Annotated in this window: 31 protein-coding genes and 2 pseudogenes; 7 read left to right on the top strand and 26 right to left on the bottom strand. The window is 49.2% G+C overall.

Going from position 1 to position 25,154, the window contains the following annotated elements; translation table 11 throughout:
- The 9 genes from AC6B99_RS26460 to AC6B99_RS26420 form a co-directional block, all read right to left on the bottom strand.
- Positions 1-249 (bottom strand): hypothetical protein, encoded by a 249-nt coding sequence (locus AC6B99_RS26460; RefSeq protein ID WP_496664611.1) that lies wholly within the window; start codon positions 247-249, stop codon positions 1-3.
- On the bottom strand, positions 246-623 hold the full coding sequence (locus AC6B99_RS26455) for a hypothetical protein (protein WP_496664610.1): 378 nt from the start codon (positions 621-623) through the stop codon (positions 246-248). Before AC6B99_RS26455 ends, AC6B99_RS26460 begins: the two co-directional genes overlap by 4 nt.
- A complete protein-coding gene (locus tag AC6B99_RS26450) occupies positions 620-892 on the bottom strand; it encodes a hypothetical protein (RefSeq protein ID WP_496664609.1) in 273 nt (90 codons plus the stop codon). Before AC6B99_RS26450 ends, AC6B99_RS26455 begins: the two co-directional genes overlap by 4 nt.
- Positions 889-1,023 (bottom strand): hypothetical protein, encoded by a 135-nt coding sequence (locus tag AC6B99_RS26445; protein WP_496664608.1) that lies wholly within the window; start codon positions 1,021-1,023, stop codon positions 889-891. Before AC6B99_RS26445 ends, AC6B99_RS26450 begins: the two co-directional genes overlap by 4 nt.
- Entirely contained in the window at positions 1,013-1,207 is a 195-nt protein-coding gene (locus AC6B99_RS26440; protein WP_496664607.1) for a hypothetical protein, read from the bottom strand. Before AC6B99_RS26440 ends, AC6B99_RS26445 begins: the two co-directional genes overlap by 11 nt.
- 23 nt (positions 1,208-1,230) lie before the next feature.
- Positions 1,231-1,854 carry a hypothetical protein gene (locus AC6B99_RS26435; protein WP_496664606.1) on the bottom strand — a complete coding sequence of 208 codons (624 nt, stop codon included), beginning with the start codon at positions 1,852-1,854 and terminating at the stop codon, positions 1,231-1,233.
- Positions 1,854-2,048, bottom strand: coding sequence for a hypothetical protein (locus AC6B99_RS26430; protein WP_496664605.1), 195 nt, complete (start codon positions 2,046-2,048; stop codon positions 1,854-1,856). Before AC6B99_RS26430 ends, AC6B99_RS26435 begins: the two co-directional genes overlap by 1 nt.
- Before the next feature lie 110 nt (positions 2,049-2,158).
- A complete protein-coding gene (locus tag AC6B99_RS26425; protein WP_496664604.1) occupies positions 2,159-2,947 on the bottom strand; it encodes a Rha family transcriptional regulator in 789 nt (262 codons plus the stop codon).
- Between the two features lie 48 nt (positions 2,948-2,995).
- Positions 2,996-3,223: a helix-turn-helix transcriptional regulator gene (locus tag AC6B99_RS26420; RefSeq protein WP_496664603.1), complete on the bottom strand. Its 228-nt coding sequence runs from the start codon at positions 3,221-3,223 to the stop codon at positions 2,996-2,998.
- A 162-nt stretch (positions 3,224-3,385) separates the two neighbouring features.
- Here AC6B99_RS26420 and AC6B99_RS26415 point away from each other — a divergent pair, with 162 nt between their 5' ends.
- Complete coding sequence (locus AC6B99_RS26415; RefSeq protein WP_496664602.1) at positions 3,386-3,688, top strand: helix-turn-helix domain-containing protein; 303 nt, start codon at positions 3,386-3,388, stop codon at positions 3,686-3,688.
- 225 nt (positions 3,689-3,913) lie between these two features.
- A complete protein-coding gene (locus tag AC6B99_RS26410; RefSeq protein WP_496664601.1) occupies positions 3,914-4,132 on the top strand; it encodes a helix-turn-helix transcriptional regulator in 219 nt (72 codons plus the stop codon).
- 154 nt (positions 4,133-4,286) lie between these two features.
- On the opposite strand, the gene AC6B99_RS26405 is transcribed toward AC6B99_RS26410, so the two are convergent.
- A complete protein-coding gene (locus AC6B99_RS26405) occupies positions 4,287-4,637 on the bottom strand; it encodes a LytTR family transcriptional regulator DNA-binding domain-containing protein (protein ID WP_496664600.1) in 351 nt (116 codons plus the stop codon).
- 97 nt (positions 4,638-4,734) lie between these two features.
- Between AC6B99_RS26405 and AC6B99_RS26400 the strand changes: the two genes are divergently transcribed.
- Genes AC6B99_RS26400 through AC6B99_RS26390 form a run of 3 tightly spaced genes read left to right on the top strand, consistent with a single transcriptional unit; the run spans position 4,735 to position 7,374 of the window.
- Positions 4,735-5,373 (top strand): hypothetical protein, encoded by a 639-nt coding sequence (locus tag AC6B99_RS26400; RefSeq protein ID WP_496664599.1) that lies wholly within the window; start codon positions 4,735-4,737, stop codon positions 5,371-5,373.
- A 26-nt stretch (positions 5,374-5,399) separates the two neighbouring features.
- Positions 5,400-5,795 (top strand): recombinase family protein, encoded by a 396-nt coding sequence (locus tag AC6B99_RS26395; RefSeq protein WP_496664598.1) that lies wholly within the window; start codon positions 5,400-5,402, stop codon positions 5,793-5,795.
- A gap of 55 nt (positions 5,796-5,850) precedes the next feature.
- Positions 5,851-7,374, top strand: coding sequence for a recombinase family protein (locus AC6B99_RS26390; protein ID WP_496664597.1), 1,524 nt, complete (start codon positions 5,851-5,853; stop codon positions 7,372-7,374).
- A gap of 26 nt (positions 7,375-7,400) precedes the next feature.
- Here AC6B99_RS26390 and AC6B99_RS26385 read toward each other — a convergent pair.
- From AC6B99_RS26385 to mobA, 12 genes and pseudogenes are all read right to left on the bottom strand, one after another.
- Positions 7,401-7,622: pseudogene (locus AC6B99_RS26385) on the bottom strand (multidrug ABC transporter ATP-binding protein); the annotation flags it as partial.
- A gap of 178 nt (positions 7,623-7,800) precedes the next feature.
- The gene (locus AC6B99_RS26380) at positions 7,801-8,775 is read right to left on the bottom strand and encodes a diacylglycerol kinase catalytic domain-containing protein (protein WP_496664596.1); all 975 of its coding nucleotides are present in this window, start codon (positions 8,773-8,775) and stop codon (positions 7,801-7,803) included.
- Positions 8,772-9,788, bottom strand: a complete 1,017-nt coding sequence (locus AC6B99_RS26375; protein WP_496664595.1) for an SPFH domain-containing protein — start codon at positions 9,786-9,788, stop codon at positions 8,772-8,774. Before AC6B99_RS26375 ends, AC6B99_RS26380 begins: the two co-directional genes overlap by 4 nt.
- A 154-nt stretch (positions 9,789-9,942) precedes the next feature.
- On the bottom strand, positions 9,943-10,239 hold the full coding sequence (locus AC6B99_RS26370) for a hypothetical protein (protein ID WP_496664594.1): 297 nt from the start codon (positions 10,237-10,239) through the stop codon (positions 9,943-9,945).
- Positions 10,236-10,589 (bottom strand): hypothetical protein, encoded by a 354-nt coding sequence (locus AC6B99_RS26365; protein ID WP_494880368.1) that lies wholly within the window; start codon positions 10,587-10,589, stop codon positions 10,236-10,238. The genes AC6B99_RS26370 and AC6B99_RS26365 overlap by 4 nt, the downstream gene beginning before the upstream one ends.
- Positions 10,590-10,725: 136 nt before the next feature.
- A pseudogene (locus tag AC6B99_RS26360) lies at positions 10,726-11,871 on the bottom strand (nitrate/nitrite transporter); the annotation flags it as partial.
- The gene (locus tag AC6B99_RS26355; protein WP_046233447.1) at positions 11,868-12,053 is read right to left on the bottom strand and encodes a hypothetical protein; all 186 of its coding nucleotides are present in this window, start codon (positions 12,051-12,053) and stop codon (positions 11,868-11,870) included. The pseudogene AC6B99_RS26360 and the gene AC6B99_RS26355, both read right to left, overlap by 4 nt.
- Complete coding sequence (locus AC6B99_RS26350) at positions 12,043-12,576, bottom strand: Rieske 2Fe-2S domain-containing protein (protein WP_056028502.1); 534 nt, start codon at positions 12,574-12,576, stop codon at positions 12,043-12,045. Before AC6B99_RS26350 ends, AC6B99_RS26355 begins: the two co-directional genes overlap by 11 nt.
- A 169-nt stretch (positions 12,577-12,745) precedes the next feature.
- A complete protein-coding gene (locus tag AC6B99_RS26345) occupies positions 12,746-13,309 on the bottom strand; it encodes a 4Fe-4S dicluster domain-containing protein (protein WP_046233445.1) in 564 nt (187 codons plus the stop codon).
- Positions 13,306-15,483 carry a molybdopterin-dependent oxidoreductase gene (locus tag AC6B99_RS26340; protein ID WP_494864460.1) on the bottom strand — a complete coding sequence of 726 codons (2,178 nt, stop codon included), beginning with the start codon at positions 15,481-15,483 and terminating at the stop codon, positions 13,306-13,308. The genes AC6B99_RS26345 and AC6B99_RS26340 overlap by 4 nt, the downstream gene beginning before the upstream one ends.
- Positions 15,470-16,510, bottom strand: coding sequence for a hypothetical protein (locus tag AC6B99_RS26335; protein WP_056028508.1), 1,041 nt, complete (start codon positions 16,508-16,510; stop codon positions 15,470-15,472). Before AC6B99_RS26335 ends, AC6B99_RS26340 begins: the two co-directional genes overlap by 14 nt.
- Positions 16,511-16,687: 177 nt before the next feature.
- Positions 16,688-17,308, bottom strand: coding sequence for a molybdenum cofactor guanylyltransferase (mobA, locus tag AC6B99_RS26330; RefSeq protein ID WP_056028511.1), 621 nt, complete (start codon positions 17,306-17,308; stop codon positions 16,688-16,690).
- A gap of 233 nt (positions 17,309-17,541) precedes the next feature.
- Here mobA and AC6B99_RS26325 point away from each other — a divergent pair, with 233 nt between their 5' ends.
- Positions 17,542-18,258, top strand: a complete 717-nt coding sequence (locus AC6B99_RS26325) for a Crp/Fnr family transcriptional regulator (protein WP_056032624.1) — start codon at positions 17,542-17,544, stop codon at positions 18,256-18,258.
- Positions 18,259-18,321: 63 nt separating this feature from the next.
- On the opposite strand, the gene ric is transcribed toward AC6B99_RS26325, so the two are convergent.
- Positions 18,322-19,029 carry an iron-sulfur cluster repair di-iron protein gene (gene ric, locus AC6B99_RS26320; protein WP_496664593.1) on the bottom strand — a complete coding sequence of 236 codons (708 nt, stop codon included), beginning with the start codon at positions 19,027-19,029 and terminating at the stop codon, positions 18,322-18,324.
- Between the two features lie 106 nt (positions 19,030-19,135).
- Positions 19,136-20,596: a protoporphyrinogen oxidase gene (gene hemG / locus AC6B99_RS26315; protein WP_442952483.1), complete on the bottom strand. Its 1,461-nt coding sequence runs from the start codon at positions 20,594-20,596 to the stop codon at positions 19,136-19,138.
- Between the two features lie 163 nt (positions 20,597-20,759).
- Between hemG and AC6B99_RS26310 the strand changes: the two genes are divergently transcribed.
- Positions 20,760-21,446, top strand: a complete 687-nt coding sequence (locus AC6B99_RS26310) for a Crp/Fnr family transcriptional regulator (protein WP_056028519.1) — start codon at positions 20,760-20,762, stop codon at positions 21,444-21,446.
- Positions 21,447-21,458: 12 nt separating this feature from the next.
- Here the strand turns inward: AC6B99_RS26310 and AC6B99_RS26305 are convergent, their stop codons facing one another.
- Positions 21,459-22,772 carry a hypothetical protein gene (locus AC6B99_RS26305; protein WP_056028522.1) on the bottom strand — a complete coding sequence of 438 codons (1,314 nt, stop codon included), beginning with the start codon at positions 22,770-22,772 and terminating at the stop codon, positions 21,459-21,461.
- Positions 22,773-22,869: 97 nt separating this feature from the next.
- Positions 22,870-25,128: a nitric-oxide reductase large subunit gene (locus AC6B99_RS26300; protein WP_496664592.1), complete on the bottom strand. Its 2,259-nt coding sequence runs from the start codon at positions 25,126-25,128 to the stop codon at positions 22,870-22,872.
- Between the last annotated feature and the right edge of the window lie 26 nt (positions 25,129-25,154).

The raw sequence follows: 25,154 nt of genomic DNA, 5'->3' as shown, positions 1-25,154 counted from the left end.
TTAGCCAAGGCGAGATAGTCCATTTGTAACCTCCTGCATGCAAGTATCCATCTCCTCCACGATCGTTTTGTAAAGCTCGTCGTGATTCCACTCAGGGTGATGCTCGAGAAACCTTGGAAACATCCGCTCATCCGAATTGCCCGATTCCACTTCGTTGTACGTCCATGATCGAACCACCATTTTCAACGCCGACAGGATATCTTCGCGTTCTGCCTGCACTCGTTCGTAAAACGGGAGTTCTTCGGTCATGCAATATCCCTCCCCAGCACGCTCTCATGGCTCCATACAGGCCCACGCTGCGTTTCTTGCTCTTTCGCTTCACGTTCATGCTCGGCCCAGATTAAACTTGTGATGTGCATGCGTAGGATATTCTCGTAATTAATATCGAAAGAGGTCATCCCATCAACGATTTTGCATGCTTCCTCCAGCCTCATCTTCACTGTGAACAAGTAAATGGAATATTGTTCATCGGCGAATGGAGAACGAATAGATTTGGGCTTGTCTTTCCTCAGCCAATCAGGATGATTTACAGAGTCCGAAAGCTGCTCCGCGTCCCAACCCAAGTAGTAAAGCTCCTGTACGATCTCCATTACTTGCGGCTTTAAATGCTCCCAAACGTTCATGCGTTTACCCCCTTGATCTTTTTACCTAATAGATTAAGAGTAGTCTTGCAACCTTCACCCGCACCGTTCCAATAATCCGCATTAACTTCCGCGCCGTCGAAAAAAGTATCTGCCTTCTTTTCCGTCGCATACTTATAGTATTGATGTACACTTTCTTCCGGCGTTTTCTCTATCTCATATCCGATGTATAGAGCCTTAACGATAGTATCAAGGTCAAGGTTTTCAAGCACATCGGCCTGCTCCTTTGTCAACCTCACTTTTTCACTCACTTTTTGAACCCCCCATATATAGATGCAAAATCACTGTTGCGCTTCTGCTGCTCGCTTAGCCAAAGCTCATTATCACGTGGGTTACGCACCCGCACCACTGGATGCGGCTGTTCTGTTCGTCTAAGCTGCATGCTGCTCGCCACCTTTCAACATAATTTCTAGCAGGCCAATCAATTGGACGTTAAGCTTACGTCTGTCATCCAATGTGTCGAGAAGATACTCCACGGTTTCGCCTTCATATTTGGCTGACTCATCAAGGCTGTATTCTTCATCAACGAGTTTCTTCAACATACGGGCGAGCATTTGCTGATCCATGCTAATCACCTACCCCTTTCTGTTTATCCATTTCGTTTCCCCAGCTCTTTCTTCTTCTCATCACATTGCACCTGTGCCTCATCTGCTGTTTTGAAGCACTCTGAAACATCGAGATATTGGTTACCGCCGTCAGTGCGATAGTATATCGTCACTTCTTTTTTGTTATATTCTTTTGCGTAAAAGGCGATTTTCTCGACTTTGGCTTCCTGCACAAAGTAAGCCTCTGTCAGGACTTTACCTGAATAACAATCTTTCGTAGTGCAAGAAATTTCGACCTGCGCCCCACCTTCAAGTGTGGCTTGTAGCTTGCCAGAACCTTTACAGGTTTCGCATGTCTCTCTATTTCGTTCGAAGTTTACATAAAAGAAAGTTTCACCCCTGAGGAAACCCCCGAACATTTCGCGTTCAAACGCTTCGCGAGCTGCGTCAACCCGCTTTCTCACTTCGGAATCTATGCCACGAACTTGAGCAGATAGTTCACTGTTTTTCTTCTGAACATCATTGATTGTGTGGTGGAGCCTGCCCATTTCCTTTAACATTTCCTCGCGTCCAGCGATCACCGCATCCTCTACAATCCCTTGTATCTTCTCAAGAAATTCAGGCATTGGCTCGCACATTGGTTCTTCTTCGTATTCGCGATAACTCATTACTGTTCACCTATCCCTTTCGGTTTATATTCAGTTGCAGCCAGCTCCAGCGCTTTTTTGATGACTTCCGCATCGTGCAGAAAGTATTTGTAGGCCAACTCCATTGCCGCACTCTCCGGTAACTCCTTGAATTTTTTCAATGCATGGGCTTGCGTATTGCTGGCTATTTCATAGATTGTTGCGGTTGCCATCATTTCTTGCCTTCACGCTCCTGCATTTCCACGTGTCTGCTTAGTCGATTCGCGAATTCTGCGTAACGCTGGCGGCAGCGATCTGATGGTTTGTTTTTGGTTATGGTCATTGGTTATGCCTCCTTCGATTGTTCGCGATCCATGTAAGGCACAATGCCGCGTGCGCCAAGCGTTTCGTGTATAAACAGCCGTCCCTTTTGCGTCCAACGGGTGTTCATCTTGACCGATGTTGTGCCGTCCGTGTGATGCACGTCCCATGTGGTCGATTTCGTGTATCCCTTATCTTGATGACCTCTGTACAACAGCCATTGCTTGTTCATTTTGTATTGAATCTTCTCTTCGTGAAGCATCTTATTAAGCTCGTAACCGGTCAGACCGTAATCTTTAGCAATTTGTGTCACCGTGATGCTGTCTTTGCTTTGCAGGATCGTATCAAGGTAGCTGACTTTTGGTTCGTATTCCTTCACACGCTGCTCAAGCATCAGTTTTTCTGATTCAAGCCGCTCGCTGCGTTTCATTTCTAATAAGTAAGCTTCCAGCGCTTCAACCTTCGTTTGTGGGATGTGGAATTGCGGTTTGTTCAATTCTTCACGCATCCGCTTGAATTCTTGTAGAAACTTAACCTTCATCTTCATCGCTTCTGGTGTGGTGTAGGACATAGCCACTATCGCGAAGGCATCTTCTGTCATGTTGTATTTTGGATACCATTGTTTGTTTTGTGGGTGTTGATATTTGGTATGCTCAAAGTTGAGCGCACCCCACTCTTCTTCTCCTGCTTCAACTAGCTTTTCTATTTGCAGTTCGATATCCCGAACAACGTTTTTATGCTCTTTATTGAACTTCTCTGCTACAAGCAAACTATCCGTAATCAGGCGATTGTTTTCAATAAATACCAATTTCATATTTCTCCCACCTTTCAATATGTTGATTTGTGTCGTAAAATCATGTTGTTAGGCTATTTTCGCCTTAACTTGACTCGTTTTGCGTCCGTTTTTCTCAAAAAAAAGCGTCCAATCGAATCCTAAAGCGTTTCCGATATCCTTAGCTGTGTCAACTTTAGGATTGCGAGAACCGCGTTCGATGTCAGCATAAAAACTACGAGATATGCCGCAAATGTCTCCTACTTGTTTTTGTGTAAAACCCTTTGTGTTCCTGATACTTGCAAGCCATTCTCTCATTTGCATCTCCTCCTTAATGACGCGTTTTGCGTCCGTTCTATGATTTGATTATATGACTCATTTTGAGTCATGTCAACAACTATTTTTGACCTATTTTGAGTCATATGTTTAATGTCGCGTATTGCGTCGTTATAATATTTAATGGAAGAAGGTGAGAATTTAATGTTTCACATGAGGTTGTATGAGTTACGGGGAAAAACAGGACTTTCGCAAGCGGAACTATCGAAGAAATTAGGAATGGCCAGAACAACATACGCGGGATACGAAACAGGGGCTAGAGAACCTGACTTAAAGACATTGACTAGATTAGCAGATTGGTTTGGAGTAGATTTGAATTGGTTAGTGGCAGGAGAGGAGAAAAAAATGGTGGAGGAAGATACACTATTGTTAAAAAAATTTTCAGCGTTAAATGAAAATGATCAAAACTACATATTGGAACTAATGGAGAGACTAATTAAAGAATAGATAATTTAAAGACAAAAGAAAAACCTAGCCCCTCTTTTTACTGAGGAGCTCGTTAAGTTTAGATTCAAGCATTTTCTTCTTTTCATCAGTAAGCTTTTTTAAATTATTAGCAAATATAAGTTCAGTTTCTTTCACAAGCGGTCAACCCCTTTTCGCCGCATTGTTCGCTTATACATCATAAACTAGAACACATGTTCTTATCAACCTAAAATATGAGGTAGCCTTATGGAACTCAAACCCATAAGCTGCCGTATCCCAGAACATTTAAAGCGCCATCGACAAACACAGCAATGGTTGGCTGACCAGGTCGGCATTTCTAAGCAATTACTCACCGACTACATAAAGATGAGAAGCATAATGGGTGTTGTTATTGCTAGGAGAATTGCCCAAGTGCTGGGTGTAGCGATAGATGATTTATATGTATGGGATCAGGCAGCAGAGTAGAGATTTCTACTCTCGGGATTGAGTACTGTAATTCACGTACAAAAAAGTACGTTTAAGCGATTACATAGACATTTTACGTCACTATTTAAATGCTTGCAATCGCCCATTTGGCATGTCTTTATTGTAAACTATATTTTCCAAACTGTTTGTCGCATTATGTCGAACTATTATGACCGTTGGTGTCACGAGAACGTTTCTCAATTAGATTTTGAAGCTTTCGACGTTTTCGTTTTGCCACATCATAATACGAGCCATCTACACGAACTTGTCCATCATAGAACTCCTTCACCTGGTGGACATTTATTATTCTGTTCTTGTCGATCAAAAAGAACCCGGCATCAGACATAATGGAATCAACCTGCTCGATTGTGGAAGGTAAGTAGTACTCTCCGCAAGCAGCTGTTACGATAATTTTTCTAGATTTAGAATCCTTATGGATACTGTATATTTCATGTATTTCAATGTATACCAGATCATTATTGTCGTTAAATACCGGCATAGGCATGGCATCATCTCCTTTTTAGGTCATGTTGCCCAATTGATGTAACTTTTAGTCGATGCAGAGCCGATTACATAGATATAAAATAAAGGGGGATTTCGAGGTGAAATGGATTAAGTTACTATCAGCGGTAGCTATCTTGATTATTTGCGTATCTTGTTCTTCGTTTGACAAAAATATGAGAAGCGGTAAAGATTATATGATCGAAAAAAACTACACTCAGGCAATAGAACAATTGAATATGGCTTTAATCGAGAAGCCTACTGATAAAGATGCTCTAGCACTATTAGAGAAAGCTACAACATTGGACAAGCAAAAGAAGGAAAGTGATGAAGCAGAGAAATTCATACGAGAATCTTCTGAAATTTATGATTTTCTTGCTGATGACATATCGCCCATCGACGAACATGAAATTTCTATTCCTGAAGCAGAAGCTGTTCTTGAAAAAGTTAATGATAATCATAAATACGTTATCAAATTGGCGAGTGATTGGAAATTCAAATCCGAAGAATACGTAAAATCTTCTGAATATTTAATGCAGGTTTTTGACTATTCAGTGTATACTTTAGAACAAATAATAAGAAATGAGTTTATACCATTAAGCGAAAATCCGACTCGCAAAGAAAGATTTGATAGTAACCCGCGATCAAGAGCAGGCCTGGATCTTTCTTTGGCAAAAAAAGCATTGCAAAATTATGAAATCGAATTAAACAATATTAAAAATAAAGTTATAGCCCCTTAACCGGGGTGGAAAAAAGGAGAGTTTATATGAAAACAGTAGGTTATGTAAGAGCGTCGAAATACGAACATGAGCAAAGGCAACTATTAGAGGAATTAGCTAAAGAAAAAGGGTTTACGATAACTGATTACTTCATTGATATTGGATTTGCTGCCGATGGCGACAAGCCTGAGTTTAATAAAATTTTAAAAATGATGAATGACGGCGAAAAAATTACGATATTGGCCGTTTCCATCGACCGATTCTACCGGGATTCAGTAGAATTCGCTAAATTTATACGCACTGTGATAGACAATGAGTGTCGCGTCGTATGCTTCAAGCAAGATTTCGATTCTGCTGACCCATCGAAGCAAGTCGTTATAGAGGTCTTAGCAACCATTGATGAACTCCAGTGTACAAAAAATGAACTCCAACGTACAAAATAAGTTCAACGCTCTACCTTATTGGTAGAGCCTTTTAATTTAAGGGGGACGCGACAACATGAGAGTGGTCATATACGTAAGGGTATCAACAGACATGCAGGCGGAAGAAGGTTACTCGCTCGATGCTCAGATCGCCAGCTGCAAGGCTTATGCCCTATCGCAAGGCTGGGAAGTGGTAATGGTATACATCGAAGAAGGCGAGTCGGCTAAAGACTTGAATCGCACTGAGCTTAAACGGATGCTAGCGGACGCAGGATCTAATACATTCGACGTGATTTTAGTGTACAGATTAGACAGGCTCACGAGATCCGTTCGCGACCTACATAACCTAATGGATATGTTCGAACGGTTTGGTATCAAGTTTCGGAGCGCTACAGAGGTATATGACACGACAACAGCTATGGGACGGTTATTCATCACAATCGTGGCAGCTCTCGCGGAATGGGAGCGCGGCAACCTCAGTGAGCGCGTAAAAATGGCGATGGATCAACTCGTTGAAGAAGGGAAATTCCCTGGCGGTATTGTCCCTTACGGATACACATGGGACGGCGAGTTTATGCATTTGGTTCCTGAGGAGTTCACAATCTTACGAGAGTTGCGACGCTTGTATATGTCAGGTCTTGGCGGCAGAACTATCGCTAAGCAACTAAACCTTACCAATCGTTTGCGGCGCGGAAAGCCTTGGTCAGGTGAAATGGTAATATACGTTCTCGAGAATCCTTTTTATGCTGGAAAAATTCGCCGTGGCGGAAAAGATGAACGAGGAAAATACCTCCACCGTAAGCGCATTGATCGGGTGAATACTAAGGTAAGAGATCATCAGTACCCTACTGTGTTCACGTGGGAAGAATTTGAGGAACACAATGCAATACTAATCAAGCGCGAGAAGTACGGTAATTCGAATAAAGCGGATTATTGGTTCTCTGGCGTGCTTCGCTGTTCTCGCTGTGGTAGTAAGATGAAGGCCGCATTCTATCAAAATCGCAGAAAAGACAAAACTAAATATGACCCCGTTACATTCTATCGCTGCTATTCTTCGGCAAAAGGATATGGATGCAATCTCCCTATGTTACGGCAATCGGTTGCAGAAGAGTTAATACTCGAACATGTGCGCTCTATGGGCGAATCATTGGATTTGAGTATAGATGAAGTTGCAGCAGCAGTTGCTGTTGAGGAAGAGAAAAATGATGCATCGGAACAAGAATTAGAACAATTACAGAAAGACCTGAATGCGCTCGGTGAAAGACGCAAGAAATGGCAGTACATGTTTGCGGAGGATTTAATCACTGAACATGACTTCCGGAGCCGTAAGCGGGAAGAAGATGAAAAAGAGAGAATCATGCTAGCAGAAATGGACCGGGTAAAAGCTTCGCAAATTGGAGCGACATCTGAGGTCCGGAAATATTTGCTTGACTTTGAAAGCATGTGGAGAAAATCAGATGATGCCGGGAAGAAAGAATTGATGCAGATTATCTATGAATATATCGAGGTTGAATGCGATGTGCCTGATGGTCTGGATAAAAAAGGTAAAAAGAAGACGGATAACCTGCCTTTTAGGATTGTAGAGGTCAATTTTAACTAATAACACATACCTTTTGCGTATTATGGGACGACATAATTAAGCGCCGTATTGAGCGCATAAACAGCAAGCAGCCCCGCACAAGCAGCAACGATCAGCGTCCAGTTCTGGCTTGGAAGCAAATCGTTAATAAATTGGCTGACCGCAAGCGGGAAAGCCAGCTCCAGCAATCCGGCAAGAATGGCGCAGCCGAAATCAAGAAAGAACAGTCCCTTATAGGGACGATAATACGAAAAAAATCGACGCAGCATTTCAAAACCACTCTCTCATCTCTAGATTAGGTTCACAAGCGTATTCCTGCTAATCCGAATCATCCCCATCAACCCATGACCCAATTATAACATGATTGCAGTGGACTGGCGTGTGAATCTCCCTATAGATTTCCAAAATGACCGTGCGCATCGCCCACCTTCCTGCCTTGTCCTTTGCTTAAACGATGAGATGTCCCTGACGATCTGCTGGCCCAATTGTCGCCTCAAGCCCGGAATGAAAGTTAAGGAAATCACTCTCTACCCCATCGCTGAAAATAACACCGTCGTCCGGCATTTGCGACATGATCCGCAGCTTGCGCTGCTCGTTGATTTGCCCGAAAACGATCGAGGCTGCGGTCGTCCGGCTTGGAAATGGCTCTCTGACCGTAAAATAAAGCGAATCCGCCGACCAGTCCAGCCGGCCTTTCTCCTGTTCCTCAGCCGCGTCTAGATCTTCAGGCATGAGCGTCAGCGGCTGACGCGTCGCGCTGCTCACAATGCCGGCTGCCCCGGCAAGCACGCTTCGCAGCCAGCCGCTTGCGCCGAGGCCGGTCGATACAATAATGCCACTGGAGGACTGCTGCTCGGCATGCTCCTCCAGCTTAATTTCATACCGCGCCGACACATGGGTTTTGCGCCCGATAAACAAATCGTTAACGCCGTAGAGGCACTGGCCATTGTTGATCTGCGCCATTGCCAGTGTAACCGGCTGAACCCGGCGCTTCCCGCGCAGCACCTCGGGAATAAGCAATCGCAAATCTCCAACCGTGAAGGGCAGCAGCACGCCATCCCAGCGCTGCGGCTCCGGATTGACGCCAATGAGCGGCTGGCGGTCCAAATATTTGAGCGTACCCGCAACTAGCCCATCCGGGCCAATCGCAACCACGATATCGTGGTCGCCGAATAGGAAGCTGGGCACATGCTCGCGATCCAGCACTTGGACTCTGCCCTGCTGCTCCAGCTCGCTTACCGCCAATGAGACAGCATTTTGATACACTACATTTTCCAGCCAATAGTCGCCAAAGTCCGCGCCAAGCCGTTCAATGTAAAACTTCGCCTGCTGCACCGTATTGTAGCGAACGAGCAGCTCCTCCAGCCTCGTCTTCCGCTTCACGACGATAAATTTTGCATCTGCACCCGCTGCCCGGCTCATCGTCCTGCCCCTCCTCTGGCTTCCGACTTGCCCAAGCTCGCCCCGTTCCCAGTCCCAGGAATCAGGCTTTGCAGCAGATCCGGCGAAATATTCAGCTGTCCAATCCGCTCCGCTTTTTCCGCCATCTCCTGAAATGCAATCGCAATAAGTTTATTCGAATCCATGCCCATATTTGTCATCGCTTGCAGCACATATGGCTGGGTATCATGTAGTGATTTCATAACAGCAGCGAGCTCAATCATCGCTTGCTTCTTCTCCTCAAGCTGCGTATCAAATTGCAGCTGCACCTCTTTAAGCTCGTTTTGCTTCTGGCGCACCGAGCGCTCCGCATCAAGCTGCGCTTCGCGAATTTGCCTCTTCTTCTGCTCAACCGCAATATCCGTGTTCAGCTCGTTTTCCTTCACGCGCCGCTCCTGCTCAATGGAGGAATTACGACGCACGTACAGCGCCTCATCCGCATCCTGAAGCATTTGCTCACGCGACTGCGCTTCAAGTGCCCGCATCGTCTCCTTGTTCGGCAGTACCGCCAAAATGGACAAGCCCATCAGCTCGATGCCCAGCTTAGCCAGCTCCTCATGCTGGCTGATCTCCTGTCTAATCATTTTCGCCAGCCGTTCGCTCGATTGGATCGCTTCCTTAAGCGGCAGCTGCGCCAGCTGTTTCTTCGTCAGCACCTTGGCAAGTTGAATCATGCGTTGGGACAGCTTGACCGGATCGTCGGAAATATAAGCTTTTTTCTTTATATTGTACGTATAATTCATAATTTCCATCATTTTGCGGTAGTCCACAATCCGGTAGGTCAGTTGTCCCTGCACCGTTACCGTCTGGTAATCGCGAGTAATCTCTTCAAACATAAACGGCACATCGATCGAGGAAATCGGAATGACGACCACCGAGGACGCCCGCTCATAATAATAGAAGGACAGACCAACGCCCTCTTTCACAACCTTCCCGTTCTTCACCTGAATAATATAATCGCTCGGTTGAAACTTAACGAATTCAAATCCAAACATGGCTCGTTCCCCGCTCTCATTTTTAATAATGTCGATTTGATAATATCTAAATGATAATTGATAAAATCCATACTGTCAAACCGACATTATAAAAACAAGCCCCGCCGTCACAACCCAAGCGACGTTGGAGCTCTATAGCGAAAAGGTAACGGCTCTATAAAAAATACACCCAATAATGCAGCTGCGACTGCTCATCATGCGAGACAAAGCGCGGTCCAGTCGGCGTCTGCTCCAGCAGCGTATGCTTCTCATCAAACACCGGAACCGACAGAAACTGCTCCTTGTTAAAATAAAACAACAGCTGTGCTCCATCGCTTGCCGCCGCCACCTTAAACAGCGTATATGGCTTCGGCAGTGTTTGCTGCTCGCCTGAGCGATCCTCCATCCACACCTTAATGCGGCTGCCCGCATACGGCATCAACTCATCAACCAAGCGCTGCATCGCCATCATGAGGCTGCTCCTGCTTCAGCATTTTTACGAGCCGCTTGCTCGCCGCAGTGCCGGCATTCCTCAGGACGCTTCAAATCCAGCTCCAGCCGATAGCCCTGAATCCAATCCCAAAATTCCGGTGGTGCCTGCTCCTCAATAAACAACAGCACCTCCTCATCCTTCTCCCAGTCGCTGTAGCCTTTCACCGCCGCATTGACGACCTGAAGCTCCCCCTCCTGCTTCTCTTCCAGAAACCAGGAGGATTTCTTAGCAAACAGCTGCTGGAGCAGCGCTTCAATTGATTTAGTAAATGAGCTTCCCTGCTCCTGCTTGCGGATGAAGCATAAATCCAGCATAAATTCCGATTTCATCGTCAATCCCTCCCTGAGCATCTATAAAATGAAGCCTGACCTGTAACCTTTAAGATTTGACCATATCGCCCGGCAGCCTATTTCTTGTGCTGTGAGCATTTTGAGCGTTTTGCTGAATCAAGCGCTCAGCCTGACCAAGCTTCTCTTGATAGAACAGCCAAATGACGAGTATTAGGCTCGCCAGCGCAACCTCGGACAGCGCCATAAATCCAATGGCGTAATGCCCCGTCCATTTGAACAGAACGGACAGCAGCAGCGGCGGAAAAAATCCGCCAAGCCCGCCCATAGCGGAGATCAGGCCGTTTGCAATGCCCGCCTGCTTGACGAAATACAGCGGTACCAGCTTGAAAATCGTCCCGTTGCCTGTACCGGCACAAAGCGCAATAATGAGGCAGCCGACCGTATACATGCCGATGGATGGTGCGAACGACAGGACAACCGCTGACAGCGTAAGTCCGCCAAACACGAACATCAAAATCACAAATGGATTGAAACGGTCACCGAGCCAGCCACCGACAGGCCGCATGATGGTCGCCAGTACGATGAAGCCAGCTGTGCGCAGCCCCGCATCCACCTTGCTCAGCTCAAAATGCGAGACGAGGAAGTTTGGCAAATAGACCGTAAAAGCGACGAAAGAGCCGAAGGTAATAAAATAAAACAAACAAAGTGCCCACAGCTTTTCATTGCGGTATACCCCTTTGATCTGCTCCGACAAAGAAGCCATCACCTTCGGCTCATTGCGGTCTCCCAGCATAAAATTAATCAAGATGAATATGGCCAGCAGCACCAGATACAGCAGCACTGTTTTGCTCCACCCCAGATAGTTAGCCGCTACGGGAGCGGTAAAAGCCGTAATCGCCGTACCCAAATTTCCGATGCCATAAATGCCGTTCACAAAGCCATGCCGTTCCTTCGGGTAATATTTCGGCAGAGAAGTGACGCCAACCGAAAACACCGCGCCCCCGATGCCAAGGAAAATCCCGCCGATAATCAGATCGGCAAAGCTGTCTGCCAGGCTGACCCAATAGACGGGTGCAAGCAAAATGAGAAAACTAAACCCAAACAGCTTGCGCGCGCCGTAGCGATTTGTCCAATAGCCGACCGGAATCCGAAGCACTGAGCCGAACAGCACCGGAATGGCCGTCACCCAGGCAAGCTGGCCTGACGTCAGCTGGATATCCTCCTTAATAAACGGAATGAGCGATGAAAGAATTACCCAAACCATAAACCCAAGAATCAGGCTTCCCGTCTGAATGGATAGCTGCGTTTTATTTCCGTTCATCTGCGTACCTCCTTCTTATAAATCCATAGTGCAAGCGGGAATAGCAGAACATTCAGCAAAGCAAATACGAGGACAAGCTCATATTTTTCATGAAAATAATGATTAACGACATACTGCGTACAGACGATATTCAGAAAAAGCACGACGCTCAGCAAAATGACGCCTCTGTAGCTACGTTTCATACCGCTTCACCCCTGTCGCATAAATCGCTCCACCTTCGATTTCAACCAATACCTCAGGCAGCGCTCTCCTCGGCGGTCCTGCTGTCGGCTTGCCCGATTGGGGGTCGAAAAAGCCATGATGGCAAGGGCAGACGAGCTGATCCTCCTCCCGGCTCCAGAACACCGGGCACTTCAAGTGCGTACAAGCATTTTGATAAGCCTTGTATTTATTGTCGCCCAGACGGATCAGCAGTGCTGATTCATGGTCGCCGGGGTAGTGGAATTCCACCGCCTCTCCTACTTTGAGCGCCTGCACATCGGCGATTTTCTTCTTCGGATGGCTGCTTTTTCCAAAGCCCATCAGCTCCTTTGCGGCAAGTCCGCCCCACGGAAGCGTGGACACGGCGAATACGCCGGCTGCGCCAACCATCGTTTTCAGAAAGCCCCTGCGGTCTAGCTGGCGTTCATTGTTTTTGTGGATGTTATGCGTGTAATTATCCTCTTCAAATGGCACTTTATTGTTTTTGCCTGCCTCATTGTCCATTGCATCTGAGCCTCCTTCTACTAGCTAACCTTCTAAACAGCATGACAAGGTGAAACGGCTTTCGCCGTCCTCTGGCGGCGCGCGGCGTTTCAGTCCAAGAAATATAGAGAAAGTATGGCGAAAGCATATACTTTCCTATATTTTAAAAAATTCGATCCAGCTCTATCGTTTAAAATAGTTTTTGGACGCCCTGCAAAATGCCGGGAAGGCTGATCTTCACATTCGTCTCGCCTTCAAGCGGCTCGAACGGCTGGTGGCTGGAAACCCATTTGCCAAGTCTGTGGCGTTCCTGCTTCTCTGCCAGCTCCTCCTCGGTAATCCATTGCAGCGTATTGGTTGGGCAGACGGAAGCGCACATCGGCGGGATGCCTTCCTTCGTCCGGTCGTAACAGAGGTCACATTTATACATTAAATTTTGCTCTTCATCAAATTTCGGAATGCCGTAAGGGCAAGCAATCGTGCAGTTCTGGCAGCCGATGCATTTCTCGACAAGCGCGGACAGCACTGCGCCTTCCTCGGTAATTTGAATCGCTTGCGCCGGACAGCTTCTCGCACATGCCGGATTGACACAGTGCAGGCACATGAGCGGGATCGTCTGCCGATCCACCAGCGGGTTGACGTCATACACATAGTTGCGGTTGCGCTCGTCGTGTCCGCCGCATTGCGTACAAGCGGCGAGGCAGCTGCGGCAGCCGATGCAGTTGTCCATTTCGATATACAGCAGCTTCTTCATCGTACCGCCTCCTTTGCAGCGCCAGGCAACTTCGTGATTTGTGCGGCACAGACTTTAAATTCCGGCATACGCGACATCGGATCAAGCGCAGCAATCGTCAGCAAATTGACCGACTGCTCATAGCCATAGTGATAGGGCACGAATACGGTATCCTTACGAATCGCTTCAATCACCTTCACTTTATAAAAGCATTCGCCGCGGCGGGTGAACAGTCTGACAACCTCGTCATGTGCAATGCCATACTGCTGCGCCGTCTCTGGATGGACCTCGACGTACGGCTCTGGACACATATCCCGCAAAAACGGAATCCGCCGTGTCTGATTGCCGGATAAATAATGATAGACGACCCGGCCTGTCGTCAGGCGGAGCGGATATTCCTCGCATGGCTCCTCCGCTGAAGGGCGGTATGGCAGCGCGCAAATTTTCGCCCGTCCATCGGGATGAAAATATTTGTGATCCTCGAACATATAAGGCGTTCCGGTATCCGCTTCGTCCTTGCAGGGCCAGAACACGCCATCCTGCCGGTCGATTTTGTCCCAAGTGGCGCCGTAATAGTCGGCGTAGCCGCCCTTGGAAGCGAGGCGGAACTCATCTGCAACCTGGCTTGCCGTCTGCAAATGGCGGAAATAGTCACCGCGTCCAAGCCGCTCTGCCAGCTCTACATGAATGAGCCAATCCGGCTTCGATTCGCCCAGCGGCTCCTGCGCCTTGTTGATTTTAATAATGCGGCCCTCCAAATTCGTCACCGTGCCTTCATCCTCTGACCATGTAACAGACGGCAGCACAACATCGGCAAATTCCGCTGATTCCGACAGGAAGAAGTCGGCGCACACCATGAAGTCCAGATCCTTCAATACCGAGCGCACATAATTGAGATGCGGTGCTGACACGGCGGGGTTCGAGCACAACAGATACAAGCCGCGAATCGTCTTCTGCTCCATCAACTCAAACATTTCAAAAGCCGATACACCCGGCAGCGGCATTTCCTCCGGCGTGATGCCCCACACCTCGCATACCTCCTGCACATGCTTCGGATTCGTCAGCTTGCGATAGCCCGGCAGCAGATCGGATTTTTGCCCATGCTCGCGTCCGCCTTGACCGTTGCCCTGTCCCGTAAGCGTCGCTACACCCGATTTCGGCCGTCCGATTTTTCCAGTAACGAGGCACATATTCGTGTAGGCCGAGACGTTGTCCGCGCCTTTAACTTGCTGCTCAATGCCTCTGGCGAACATGACGATCGCATTCGGCGCCTTGCCGAAAATTTCCGCTGCCCGTATCAGCTTCTCCGGCGCTACCCCCGTAATTTCACTCGTATATTCTGGTGTGAAAGTCTTCACAATCTCAAGCGTCTCCTCAAAGCCGCTCGTGTAATTAGCGATATATTCATGATCGGCATGGCCGTTTTGAATGAGCAAATTCACCATGCAGTTGGCAAGCGCCAAATCCGTCCCCGGCCTTAGATCGAGATGGACATCCGCCCTTCTTGCAATCGGCGTTTCCCTTGGATCGACGACGATAAGATAGCCGCCGCGGTTTTGAACCTCCCAGACACGGAACATGGAGGTTGGATGGCATTCCGCCGTATTGCTGCCCGCGATGAACAAGCAATCCGTCTGATGAATATCCGTCCATGGCAGCGTTGAGCCGCGATCAATCCCAAAACTCCGAAGGAAGCCCGCTGCTGCGCTTGCCATACAAAATCTTCCATTGTAATCGATGTATCTCGTTTGCAGCCCGACTCGGGCGAATTTCCCGGTCAAATAACATTTTTCATTCGTCATCGAAACGCCGCTGAATACGGACAGCGTGTCCTTCCCATATTCGGATTGTAGCTCCTTGAAGCGGCGGGCGATTAAATCATAGGCTTCGTCCCAGCTGGCTTCGCGGAAGCCTTCCTTCGTCCCTTTTTTCGAAGCGTCGTCCCGAATGAGCGGCTTCAGCAGCCGGTCCTGATGGTTCGTCTGCTGATAGGCGGTCACGCCTTTCGGGCACATTTTGCCGCGTGTGACGGGCCAGTCGTACCTTGGCTCCACGCCGATAATCGTATTTTTGTCGGTATCGACCCGCAAATTCATTCCGCACTGCATGCCGCAGTAGGAGCAGTGGGTTTTAACCAGCTTTTCCTTCGGATGATGCTTGTTCGCAATATTTTGCTGAAACTTATCCTTTAGCATGCTGGTTCGCCTCCTTGACCTTGATTTCATGTGTCGGAATGCCCGTAAAACGGGACATCCGGTATTTGCGCCTGCAAGGCAGACAAAGCTCGGCCAGATGGAAGCCTTCCTTCATCTCGAAGGAAATATCGTTTTGAGCCAGCACGTGAATGACATCGCTGGATTGCTCCGTCGATACGAAGCTGCTGCCGCATACTTTGCAGGCTTTCATTTGCTGCTCGCCGAAAGCTTCACGATAGTTTTTGGCGAGTACGCTCATCGGACGGAATGGAATATGCGCCAGCTTGCCAAAAGGCAAATAAATCAGCGTAAGGATGACCGACCATTGGTGGATTAGCGAGATAACCGGATGGCCCCAGCCATGCAGGAATATGTTGCTGAACGTCAGCAGCAGCCCCGTAATGCTAATGAAGAGCAGCAAATACAGCGGCAGAAAATCATAGGTAAACGTCTGCTCAGCCTTCGCTTGCATATTGTTAAGCCTGCGATACAGCGCCATGCACACCCCGGCAATAACCATAAAGGCGGTAATATTCAGCGCGTTGTAGAACAGAAAGGCGATCCAGCCGTCCGCCTTCACCTGCATCACATCAATACCGAAGGCGACGACGGTGTACAGGCCATTTTCCCCCATCGTAAAATACATCCATCCAAACACGAGCGGGAATGTGACGCAGCAGGATAGAATACAGCCCCAGCCGAGCAGCACATGCTGTGTCCAGCGGTAAACGCCGCGTTTGAAAATGAAACGGTAAGTTGCGAGATGCTCAACGGACGTTTGGGGCGTGCTTTTGCGAAACAGCAGCTTAAGCCCCTTCTTCATAATCAGCTTCGTTGGCGGACGCTCGGCCCAGGCGATAAAGCGGTAAAAAAATCCCCCGATAAAAACGAACGTGCCCACCATATAGCCATAAAGAGCAAGGTCGATATGGGTGAAAAATCGGGTGCCGACGTACACAAGAATCAGCAGCGCTACTACGGTCATGAAATACATTTTCGCAAATTTGGAAGCAAAGGCTCGATCCATGGCAAATTCTCCTTCTTCGATGTTTTCTGCCCTCATTAAATCATTCCGGCATGGTACATCGCTGTGATTGCCATCACAATAGCTCCTCTGTCACCTTTTGTTCAAAAAAAAATTTCCCTCAGCTCTTCGCAGCGTTAAGGAAAATTGAATTCAAAGTGGCTGCCGATGGCAGGCCTTTTAAGTTTGAGAGGCTGAGGCGGCGTCATACAAGCTGAGGATGCGCTCATATTCCTCAGGCGTGTTCACATTCGTCACACAACTGAGCTGTTCATCCGTCTGTTCGAGCTGCTGCGTATCTACACCGTAATAGCAAATCCGATTCAAAAACGTCATCACTCGGTATTCTTTTATATCGAGCAGCTTCTCAATTTCACCAGCGCTTCGCTTATCATAGACGCCATGCAGCGGATGCAGCTTGCCAGCCGCAGATGGAATCGCCGCCGCAGAGCGACGCTCCCGCTTCACCTTCCACAGCTGCTCGGCCACCGTACTTGAAATAAGCGGCATGTCGCAGCCCACGACCCAGATGTCCGAATGCGTCGCTAAGGTTAAGGCGGCATGCATGCCGCTAAGCGGACCTTTGCCTGGAATATAATCCGTAATGATGCGAATGCTGCTGCCTAGAATAGGCAAAAAGCTTCGCGGGTCATTCGTTACCAAAATGACTTCAGCGCAAAGCTGCTTCATCGTACGGATCTGCCGCTCAACAATGCTTTCGTTTACAAAAGGAAGCAGACCTTTATGGCGACCGCCCATTCTGCGGCTTTGCCCGCCGGCTAATATGGCTCCCGTCAGCATATATGTCCCTCCGTTCTGTAGTGGACACCCTTTTCTGGCTACATTATAGAAGTTTTTATAAGGCGATACTGTTACAAATATCACTCTCTTAGGCCTTATTTACAATTTTTATGGCCAAAGTGTGATTTTAGTCACTCTGACAGTGATGGACTTCTGTTACATTGGGAGTAAGCTATTTCAAGCGGATAGTCCCGCTATACTAGCAGCAAAGGCGGTAATTGGGGATGAAACCAATGACAGTTGCGAGACCTTACACACAAACGGTATACAATACGTTTTGTTTTTCAGAGACTAGTTTTGAGAAACTCAATGAAATTATGTATACACACCATATTCCGGCAGGCAGCCATATTTTCTGGGAGGGCGATGCCGACGACAAGCTCTATTACATAATGGAAGGCCGCGTTAAGCTGATCAAACACAATACCGCTGGCAAGGAATTTGTCTTCTCGCAATATCAAACAGGTGATATTCTGGGTCAGTTCGATCCTTTCAAGCCTACTTGCCACAGCTCAAGCGCAAAGGCCGTGCTGGACTGCACCATTGGGGTTATTCAAAAAAGCGATTTGGAAATATTATTGTGGCAGCATGGCGATTTGGCGATTGAATTCATGAAGTGGATGGGACTTATGCATCGCCTGACCCAGACCAAATTCCGCGACCTCGTCATTTATGGGAAGCAGGGAGCTTTAGCCTCGACGCTTATTCGGCTGGCGAACTCTTTCGGGAAGCAAACGGAGGATGGCGTGCTGATTTCTGAAAAAATAACGAATACCGAGCTTTCGGACTATATCGGCGCTGCTAGGGAAAGCGTCAACCGTATGCTCGGCGAGCTAAAAAAACAAGAGGTACTGTCATTCGATCACGGTTATATCGTGCTGAAAGACATTGATCATCTGAAATCGATTTGCAATTGCGAGCAATGTCCGAAGGAAGTTTGCCGCATATAATAAAGCCTTCCTGCAATGGTTCAACCTGTAGGAAGGCTTTTTTTCTATTCTATTCAAATGCAGTTATGCAATCTGAAGAACGCGCGGGAACAAAATATTATTTTCCAAGTGAATGTGCTGGAATAGATCGGTTTCTAGTTCCTCCAGCTTCTGAAAGGTTAGCGTATACGTGCGGCACGCCCCTTCAGGAAGCTCGTAATGATGCGTAACCGCACGCATTTCCTTGAGCAGATCGCCGACCTGGCTGTGCTCGGACTCAAGCTCCGTTATCGCCGCTGTCAGCTTCTGATGCAGCTCGGGGGATGGCTCCTGTTCATATTGGCGGATGAGTGGAAAGATTTGCTCTTCTTCGTCGATTAAATGCTGCTCCAGCTCCAGCTTCATTTCGTGGAACAGTCGGTGCAGCCGGGGCAGCACATCAGCCTGCTTGTGTCCATGCACCCGCAAAATTTTCGTCGTAAACTCGCTAAGCAGCGGAAGCTCCTGCTGGACATAGACATGATGCGTCTGAATCACATGCTCGATCAGCTCCGTATAAGATCTGCTGCTCCAGTCAATATCCTCGCCCTTATGCTTGCTGGCCTCGGCATAAGTTTCATTGAGTGCGGATAAAAATAAAGCTGCATCCGTTCCCTGCTGCCGCAGCACCGTATGCAGCGAGCGATTGCCCCCGCAGCAAAAATCAATGTTATAGGCTCGCAGCAAGTTGCTTGCCCCCGGATAACGCGTCACTATTTCACCAATTTTCTCTGTACCGTTAAATATGGTCATTTGTCGCACCTCCATAAAATAATGTTGCAGCTCCTGCCTTTTAAGATGATGAAGCTTGAGCTGCTGTTAGTATAGCGCAGGCTGGCTAGCGTGTTTGTGATGAGGATCACTGCTTGAAAAATGGCAGCAGCGCTTCAGCCGCTCGCCTTCCCTGTCCGATACAATCCGGCAGCCCGACTCCCTCATAGCCGGAGCCGCATAATAATAAGCCGGGATGGCTAAGCGCCAGCCCCTCGCGCTGCTTGGCCAGCTGCTCCAGATGCCCCACCGGATACTGCGGCATCGACCGTTCCCACCTGGTCAGCTCCGTAAAAAGCGGCTCAGCTGCAATGCCCATTATCGCCTGCAAATCTTGGCGGACGGCGTCCAGCAATTGACGATCCGTGAGCTTCGTCCAGGCTTGCGCCCCCGCATGTCCGATATAAGCCCGCAATAAAATATGACCATTCGGTGCCGTATGCAGCCATTTCGACGACGTCCAGGTGCATGCGGTTATCATTCGTCCCTCGCTTCGCGGCACTACAAATCCGGAGCCGTTCAGCGGAAGCTTAATGTCCTGCGGCTTGTAGGCTAACGCGATATTGGCAACCGATACATAGGGAATGTCGCGCAGTGCCTGTAATTGTCCCGGCATCTTCGCTGGCATTCCCGCACTTCCTTCCAGCAAAATGGCCGCCTCGTAAGCAGGCAGCGCAATAATAACGCCTTCCGCCTGCAGCTCCTCCCCATGCTCAAGCCGAACCTGATAACCCCGCCCTTCCCTCTTCACTTCCGTGACCGCCTGTCCTGTCAGCCGGCGGATCGAGCTCAGTTGCTCGTCCAGACGCTCAACCAGGCTTCCAAGCCCGCCTTTAAACGTGAGAAATAGGCTGCGGCGGGCGATCTCCGGCAGCTCCTTCGGCATTTCACGCGCCTGCTTCTTGCTCGCGAGCATGCCTAAAATCAAGCTGCGATGCCGCTGCTCCAGCTGTCGAAATTGCGGGAAGGTCGCTTGCAGGCTGAGCGCTTTGGCATCTCCAGCATAAATGCCTGCCAGCAGCGGCTCCGTAACCTGCTCCAGCACCTCCCGTCCAAGCCGCCGCTCAATGAAGCCGCCCAAGGATTCATCCCCTGTCGCCTCCCGCTTCGGCAGCCATAAATCAAAGGCTGCACGCAGCTTGCCCAGCGGCGACAACAGCCCGGTTTTCATAAACGGAGTCACTTCCGTCGGAATGCCGAGCATAAGGCCCATGGGCATTTGATGCAGCCTGCCCTTATGCAAAATATAGTTCGCCCTCGCTTTCGGATTCGCCGCAACCAGCTCCGATTCAAGGCCAAGCTCCCTCGTCAAATCCAGTATGGGCTGCTTGCGCGCCATAAACGAATCCGGCCCCTGCTCGATGAGGAAGCCATCCCGGCGCAGCGTTTTTATTTTTCCGCCAAGGCTGCCGCTTTTTTCAATAAGGGTTATTTCTGCCGATATTTGCTGCCCATCCAGCAGCTTTCGCATGTAGAAGGCGGCGCTGAGGCCTGTTATGCCGCCCCCAATTATGATGATTTGCTTAGGTGCTTCTCCCACTTCTGCCATCCCCCTTCTTCCGTCCAGCTTACGATACCATGCGGGAAACGGAGCGGATGTGATATGCGTCATAGCTTGATAAATGGAATCGATGATCGACTAGACCTGTGACTAGCGTCACATAACGTCTAAATCGTCTAAGGTATAATGGAAAAAACGGAGGTGTACGGCGATGCAGCAGCAAATGGAGCTTTTGCGCCAAATTTCTTTATTCCGCGATTTGACGCCGGATGAGCTGGCCCGGATATGGGCCATCGTCATTCCTCGGTCATACCGCAAGCGGACCGCTATTTTTACGGAGGGCAGCCATAAAGAAGCCGTGTTTTTCGTCCAGAACGGGCTGATCAAAACATATAAAACCGATGAAAACGGCAATGAGCATATTATGTCCTTCCTCAAAACAGGGGATATGTTCCCTCATACCGGCTTTTTCAACCAGCACCCTTACCCAGCAACGGCCGAGGCGATTATGGAGACGCAGCTGCTCGCCATTCCTATTCATGCATTCGAGCAGCTCATGATGAATACGCCGGCGATTGCGATTAAAGTGATGCGGGTGCTCAGTGGTAAAATTATAGAGCTTCAGGAAAAATTGCAGGAGCTAACTGGTCAAGATGTGCAAGACCGCGGCGTATCTTTCCTGCTCAAGCTTGCAGAAAATTATGGAACGGATCACGGCGGCATCGTCCATGTCGAGGTGCCGATGACCAATCAGGAGTTTGCCAATACGATTGGCACGACGAGGGAAACGGTCAACCGGCTCATTAACCAGCTGCGTAAGGAAGGGATTTTGGAGCCGCAGCGGAGCGGCTACCTGATTCATGACTATGAAGCATTAAAAACCTGGTCGCACAAGTGAAGGCGGTTAGCCTTACACTTGCGCGGCCTTTCTTTTTCCCCAGAATAAGGCGATGCCCGTCACCATAATCAGGCTTGCCGCCCAGACGGCTTCCTGTACGAATACAAGCGCCCCATGCCCCGTCCAATCGAATAAGCCTTGTAAAAATAACGTCAGCTCGTTCAGCATAAAACCAGCAATAAAGCTCATATAGCCAATATACGCTATCCTCCCCCTCCCATTCAGCCAGCCCTGCTGGAGAAAAAGCGCTAGGCAGAGGCAGCTTACAAAACCAAGCAGCGTCAGATGCAAATAGCCGATGACGATGCTGCGCGACTGATAAATCGCCTCCGCCAGCTGCGGTACGATAAGGCCCAGCTCAAGCGTCGCCTTAATCGCCGCGAGCAGCAGCGCAAGCACGAGCAAACGTGCCGCCCAGCCTGTGAATACGGCGGATAAGGCGAAGCGGGCTTTGAGCAGGACGGCGCAGAAAAGCAAAATAGCCGCCCACTGAATGACGGCAGCGAGCGCTGCGGCGAGCTGGGCGGCCAGCCCTATTTTCAGCCAGAGCACCGATAATAGAAATGCAGGCGGCATTGCCAGCGCGTACATCCAAAAAAGCAGCCTGACGATTTTCACAGAATAAGTGATTTGCCGCTGTTCCATCAGCCGCAGCAGCACCGCGAACAAGCCGAGCGTAAACCAACCGTTATATTGAAAATGCAAATAAAAATAAATCGCCGCTTCATACAGCGGACTGCCCTTCAATCCATTGGCACTCAGCATGGCAAGCCCCCAGGGGCCAAGCGAGGAAATGACGAGACAAAGCAGACTGCCTTTGACGAACAGAAAGGAGAGCGGCTGTCTTGTGCTTGGATGCGAGCCTGTTCCTTGTACTTGCTGCAATTCCGAATGCACTCCTCGTTCCGGTTTTGCTCCTTCTCTTGCAATTACTGCTAAGCGTCTCCATGCCCATCCGGCGAACCAGTAGGACAGCAAAATTTGCAGCGTCGAAAAGCTGATCGATACGGCGGCATATCCTTGGATACAGAACGCAAAAAACATTCCGGCTAGTGTCAGCTGTGTTATCACCAGCATCACGCGGATTTTCTTTTCCTTGAAGACGCCCCCTGCCCTGCCACTGGCTGAGTTAAAAAAGACAGCGAGAAACAATAAAAACAGCGCCATATATCCCCAGCCGAGCAGTGCCAAATGGGAATGGGCATGCAGCAAATAATCGTAACGCAGTCCAGGCAGCGAGACATATGCCATACTGCGCATCAGCAGGCCGGTTACCGCCGTTACGAGGAAATAACCAATCGTTAGATGAATCCAGCTTTTGGGCAAGCTTTCCCCCTCCTTCGTTTAAAATGGGCCGGCAAGCAGCGATTCGCCCGCTGCTTGCCAGCAAACCAGCATTCCACTTTCCAGCATTAGCGAAAGTCTAGCTTACGTCCGACTTATAGGATCGGCCCGTCGCCAAACCGATGACAAAAATAACAATGCCTACTACACCAAGCGCAAAAATCGTATCGCCGACAGCCCTCAGCCAGACGAGATTTTGCATCGTGCGGGTATGAAGGAATTCGGCAGAGCGCGCATACCACATCCCATGCTCCATGCTCGCCAGCGTTTGGAGTATTCCTACGGGCAGCAGGCTTGCCAGACCCATCATCATCAAGCCGATATTAAACGACCAGAAGGAAAACCTCAGCAGCTTCGTCCGCCATTCCTTCTCTCCGGTGAGCCCGCGCATACAGAACAGCATAAGCCCGATTCCAAGCATGCCATAAACGCCGAACAGAGCGGTATGTGCATGAAGCGCCGTCGTATTAAGCCCCTGCATATAATATAGCGCAATGGGCGGATTGATAAGGAAGCCAAAGAGACCCGCTCCGACCAAATTCCAGAATGATACGGCGACGAAGAAAAAGATCGGCCATTTATAGCGCTTTACCCACGGTTTTGCCCGGCCATGACGCAAATTTTCATAAGCCTCAAACCCAATCAATAGCAGCGGCACAACCTCTAGCGCACTGAACGATGCGCCGAAAGCGAGCACTCCAATCGGCGTCCCGGCAAAATATAAATGATGAAACGTGCCAATAATGCCGCCCGCGAGAAAAATAACGGTCGAGAACAGCACCGTTGTCGTCGCGGTTGCCGTGCGTATAAGCCCCATGCGAGAAAACAGAAATGCGATAACGACCGCAGCGAACACCTCGAAAAAGCCCTCCACCCATAAATGAACGACCCACCAGCGCCAGTAGGTCACAATGGTCAAGTGCGCCTGAGGCCCCCACATTAAGCCCGGAATGTAAAACGTCGGAATCGCAACCGAAGCGATTAGAAACAGCGTCAGCAGATGGCGGCTTTCCCCCTTCTTCTTCAGAGCCGGCCAGATTGCCCGCGCCATGAGGAAAAACCAAATAAATAAGCCGGCCGTCAGAAAAACTTGCCATGCCCGGCCCAAATCGACATATTCATAGCCCTGATGTCCAAAATAAAAATTATGCGTCGCGCTTGTAATATAGCCTTTGACCGCAAGCCATTCGCCCGCCATTGAACCGGCAACGATCAGCAGCAGGCAGCAAAACAGCACGTTCACCCCTAAACGCTGGAATTTGGGCTCATGCCCAGAAATCGCTGGTCCGATATATAGGCCGGTTGCGAGCCATGCGGTCGCAATCCAAAATACCGCGAGCTGCTGATGCCAGGTGCGCGTGACGCTATAAGGAAACCATTCCGCGATCGGGATGCCGTAAAAGCCATTCCCCTCCACCGCATAATGGGCGGTAATCGCGCCGAGACCTGCCTGGACGGCGATCAGCGTCGTCACTATCCAGAAATATTTCATCGTCGCCCGCATGGAAGGCGTCGATTTCACTTGCAGGAGCGGATCTTTCTCCGGTATATGCCCGCTCTCATCCTGCTCCTTGCTCCGCTGTACGGCGTAATACCAAGCAAGCGCCCCTACTCCGGCAAGCAGCAAAACCACGCTCACAATGGACCAAAGCAGCGACGCGCTGGTCGGTTCATTATCAATGAGCGGCTCGCCCGGCCAGTTATTCGTATACGTAATGTCTGAGCCTAACCGATTCGTCGAGGTTGACCAAGTCGCCCACCAGAAAAAGGCATTCAGCTTCTCGCGATCGTCCAGTGAGCCTACCGTATTGGCTGGCAGAGCGATTTGCTCGCGATACGCGGCCCATTCAGGTGCATCTCCGAATACACCTGAATAATAGTCGCCCAGTTCAGAAGCCGTCAACGCCCGCAATGAAGTAATCACAATGTCACCCGTCTCCGGATCATACGTATTCGTGCGGATTTCACGCTTGAGCGTGGCTTTAAGCTCAGCCTGCTGCTCCTCTGTCAGGTGGTCATAAGGCAGCTGGTATTTTTGCTGCGCGTTATAATCATTCATAAACACAAGCTGCCGATGCAAATAGTCGGCCGTCCAATCCGGCGCTACATAGGAGCCATGGCCCCAGATGCTGCCCAGCTCCTGACCGCCCATTCGCTGCCAGACCTGCTGGCCCTCCATAATATCGGCTTTTGTAAAAATCGCATCTCCCTGCTCCGTGACCACCCGCTCCGGAATCGGCGGCTTCTCCTGAATAATCTCTCCGCCATAATAGAGCAATACGCCAAAGGATAAAACAAATACGAGCGCCAATGCCGCCCATAGCTTTTTATAAGGCATGAACTCCCCGCCTTTACCTATTTATT

Source organism: Paenibacillus liaoningensis (assembly GCF_059609455.1).
This window is presented reverse-complemented; position numbering and strand designations above follow the sequence as displayed.

Excerpts from the sequence above, each read along its gene's own strand:
- AC6B99_RS26350 (WP_056028502.1), bottom strand. The coding sequence starts at position 12,576 with ATGGACAATGAGGCAGGCAAAAACAATAAAGTGCCATTTGAAGAGGAT.
- AC6B99_RS26390 (WP_496664597.1), top strand. The coding sequence starts at position 5,851 with ATGAGAGTGGTCATATACGTAAGGGTATCAACAGACATGCAGGCGGAA.
- AC6B99_RS26455 (WP_496664610.1), bottom strand. The coding sequence starts at position 623 with ATGAACGTTTGGGAGCATTTAAAGCCGCAAGTAATGGAGATCGTACAG.
- AC6B99_RS26430 (WP_496664605.1), bottom strand. The coding sequence starts at position 2,048 with ATGATGGCAACCGCAACAATCTATGAAATAGCCAGCAATACGCAAGCC.
- AC6B99_RS26405 (WP_496664600.1), bottom strand. The coding sequence starts at position 4,637 with ATGCCTATGCCGGTATTTAACGACAATAATGATCTGGTATACATTGAA.
- AC6B99_RS26380 (WP_496664596.1), bottom strand. The coding sequence starts at position 8,775 with ATGAGCCGGGCAGCGGGTGCAGATGCAAAATTTATCGTCGTGAAGCGG.
- AC6B99_RS26435 (WP_496664606.1), bottom strand. The coding sequence starts at position 1,854 with ATGAGTTATCGCGAATACGAAGAAGAACCAATGTGCGAGCCAATGCCT.
- AC6B99_RS26375 (WP_496664595.1), bottom strand. The coding sequence starts at position 9,788 with ATGTTTGGATTTGAATTCGTTAAGTTTCAACCGAGCGATTATATTATT.
- AC6B99_RS26325 (WP_056032624.1), top strand. The coding sequence starts at position 17,542 with ATGACAGTTGCGAGACCTTACACACAAACGGTATACAATACGTTTTGT.
- AC6B99_RS26340 (WP_494864460.1), bottom strand. The coding sequence starts at position 15,483 with ATGCTAAAGGATAAGTTTCAGCAAAATATTGCGAACAAGCATCATCCG.
- AC6B99_RS26310 (WP_056028519.1), top strand. The coding sequence starts at position 20,760 with ATGCAGCAGCAAATGGAGCTTTTGCGCCAAATTTCTTTATTCCGCGAT.
- AC6B99_RS26410 (WP_496664601.1), top strand. The coding sequence starts at position 3,914 with ATGGAACTCAAACCCATAAGCTGCCGTATCCCAGAACATTTAAAGCGC.
- AC6B99_RS26355 (WP_046233447.1), bottom strand. The coding sequence starts at position 12,053 with ATGAAACGTAGCTACAGAGGCGTCATTTTGCTGAGCGTCGTGCTTTTT.
- AC6B99_RS26415 (WP_496664602.1), top strand. The coding sequence starts at position 3,386 with ATGTTTCACATGAGGTTGTATGAGTTACGGGGAAAAACAGGACTTTCG.
- mobA (WP_056028511.1), bottom strand. The coding sequence starts at position 17,308 with ATGCTGACGGGAGCCATATTAGCCGGCGGGCAAAGCCGCAGAATGGGC.
- AC6B99_RS26420 (WP_496664603.1), bottom strand. The coding sequence starts at position 3,223 with ATGAGAGAATGGCTTGCAAGTATCAGGAACACAAAGGGTTTTACACAA.
- AC6B99_RS26460 (WP_496664611.1), bottom strand. The coding sequence starts at position 249 with ATGACCGAAGAACTCCCGTTTTACGAACGAGTGCAGGCAGAACGCGAA.
- AC6B99_RS26370 (WP_496664594.1), bottom strand. The coding sequence starts at position 10,239 with ATGATGGCGATGCAGCGCTTGGTTGATGAGTTGATGCCGTATGCGGGC.
- AC6B99_RS26440 (WP_496664607.1), bottom strand. The coding sequence starts at position 1,207 with ATGGATCAGCAAATGCTCGCCCGTATGTTGAAGAAACTCGTTGATGAA.
- AC6B99_RS26345 (WP_046233445.1), bottom strand. The coding sequence starts at position 13,309 with ATGAAGAAGCTGCTGTATATCGAAATGGACAACTGCATCGGCTGCCGC.
- AC6B99_RS26300 (WP_496664592.1), bottom strand. The coding sequence starts at position 25,128 with ATGCCTTATAAAAAGCTATGGGCGGCATTGGCGCTCGTATTTGTTTTA.
- AC6B99_RS26335 (WP_056028508.1), bottom strand. The coding sequence starts at position 16,510 with ATGGATCGAGCCTTTGCTTCCAAATTTGCGAAAATGTATTTCATGACC.
- ric (WP_496664593.1), bottom strand. The coding sequence starts at position 19,029 with ATGACCATATTTAACGGTACAGAGAAAATTGGTGAAATAGTGACGCGT.
- AC6B99_RS26425 (WP_496664604.1), bottom strand. The coding sequence starts at position 2,947 with ATGAAATTGGTATTTATTGAAAACAATCGCCTGATTACGGATAGTTTG.
- AC6B99_RS26365 (WP_494880368.1), bottom strand. The coding sequence starts at position 10,589 with ATGAAATCGGAATTTATGCTGGATTTATGCTTCATCCGCAAGCAGGAG.
- AC6B99_RS26395 (WP_496664598.1), top strand. The coding sequence starts at position 5,400 with ATGAAAACAGTAGGTTATGTAAGAGCGTCGAAATACGAACATGAGCAA.
- AC6B99_RS26445 (WP_496664608.1), bottom strand. The coding sequence starts at position 1,023 with ATGCAGCTTAGACGAACAGAACAGCCGCATCCAGTGGTGCGGGTGCGT.
- hemG (WP_442952483.1), bottom strand. The coding sequence starts at position 20,596 with ATGGCAGAAGTGGGAGAAGCACCTAAGCAAATCATCATAATTGGGGGC.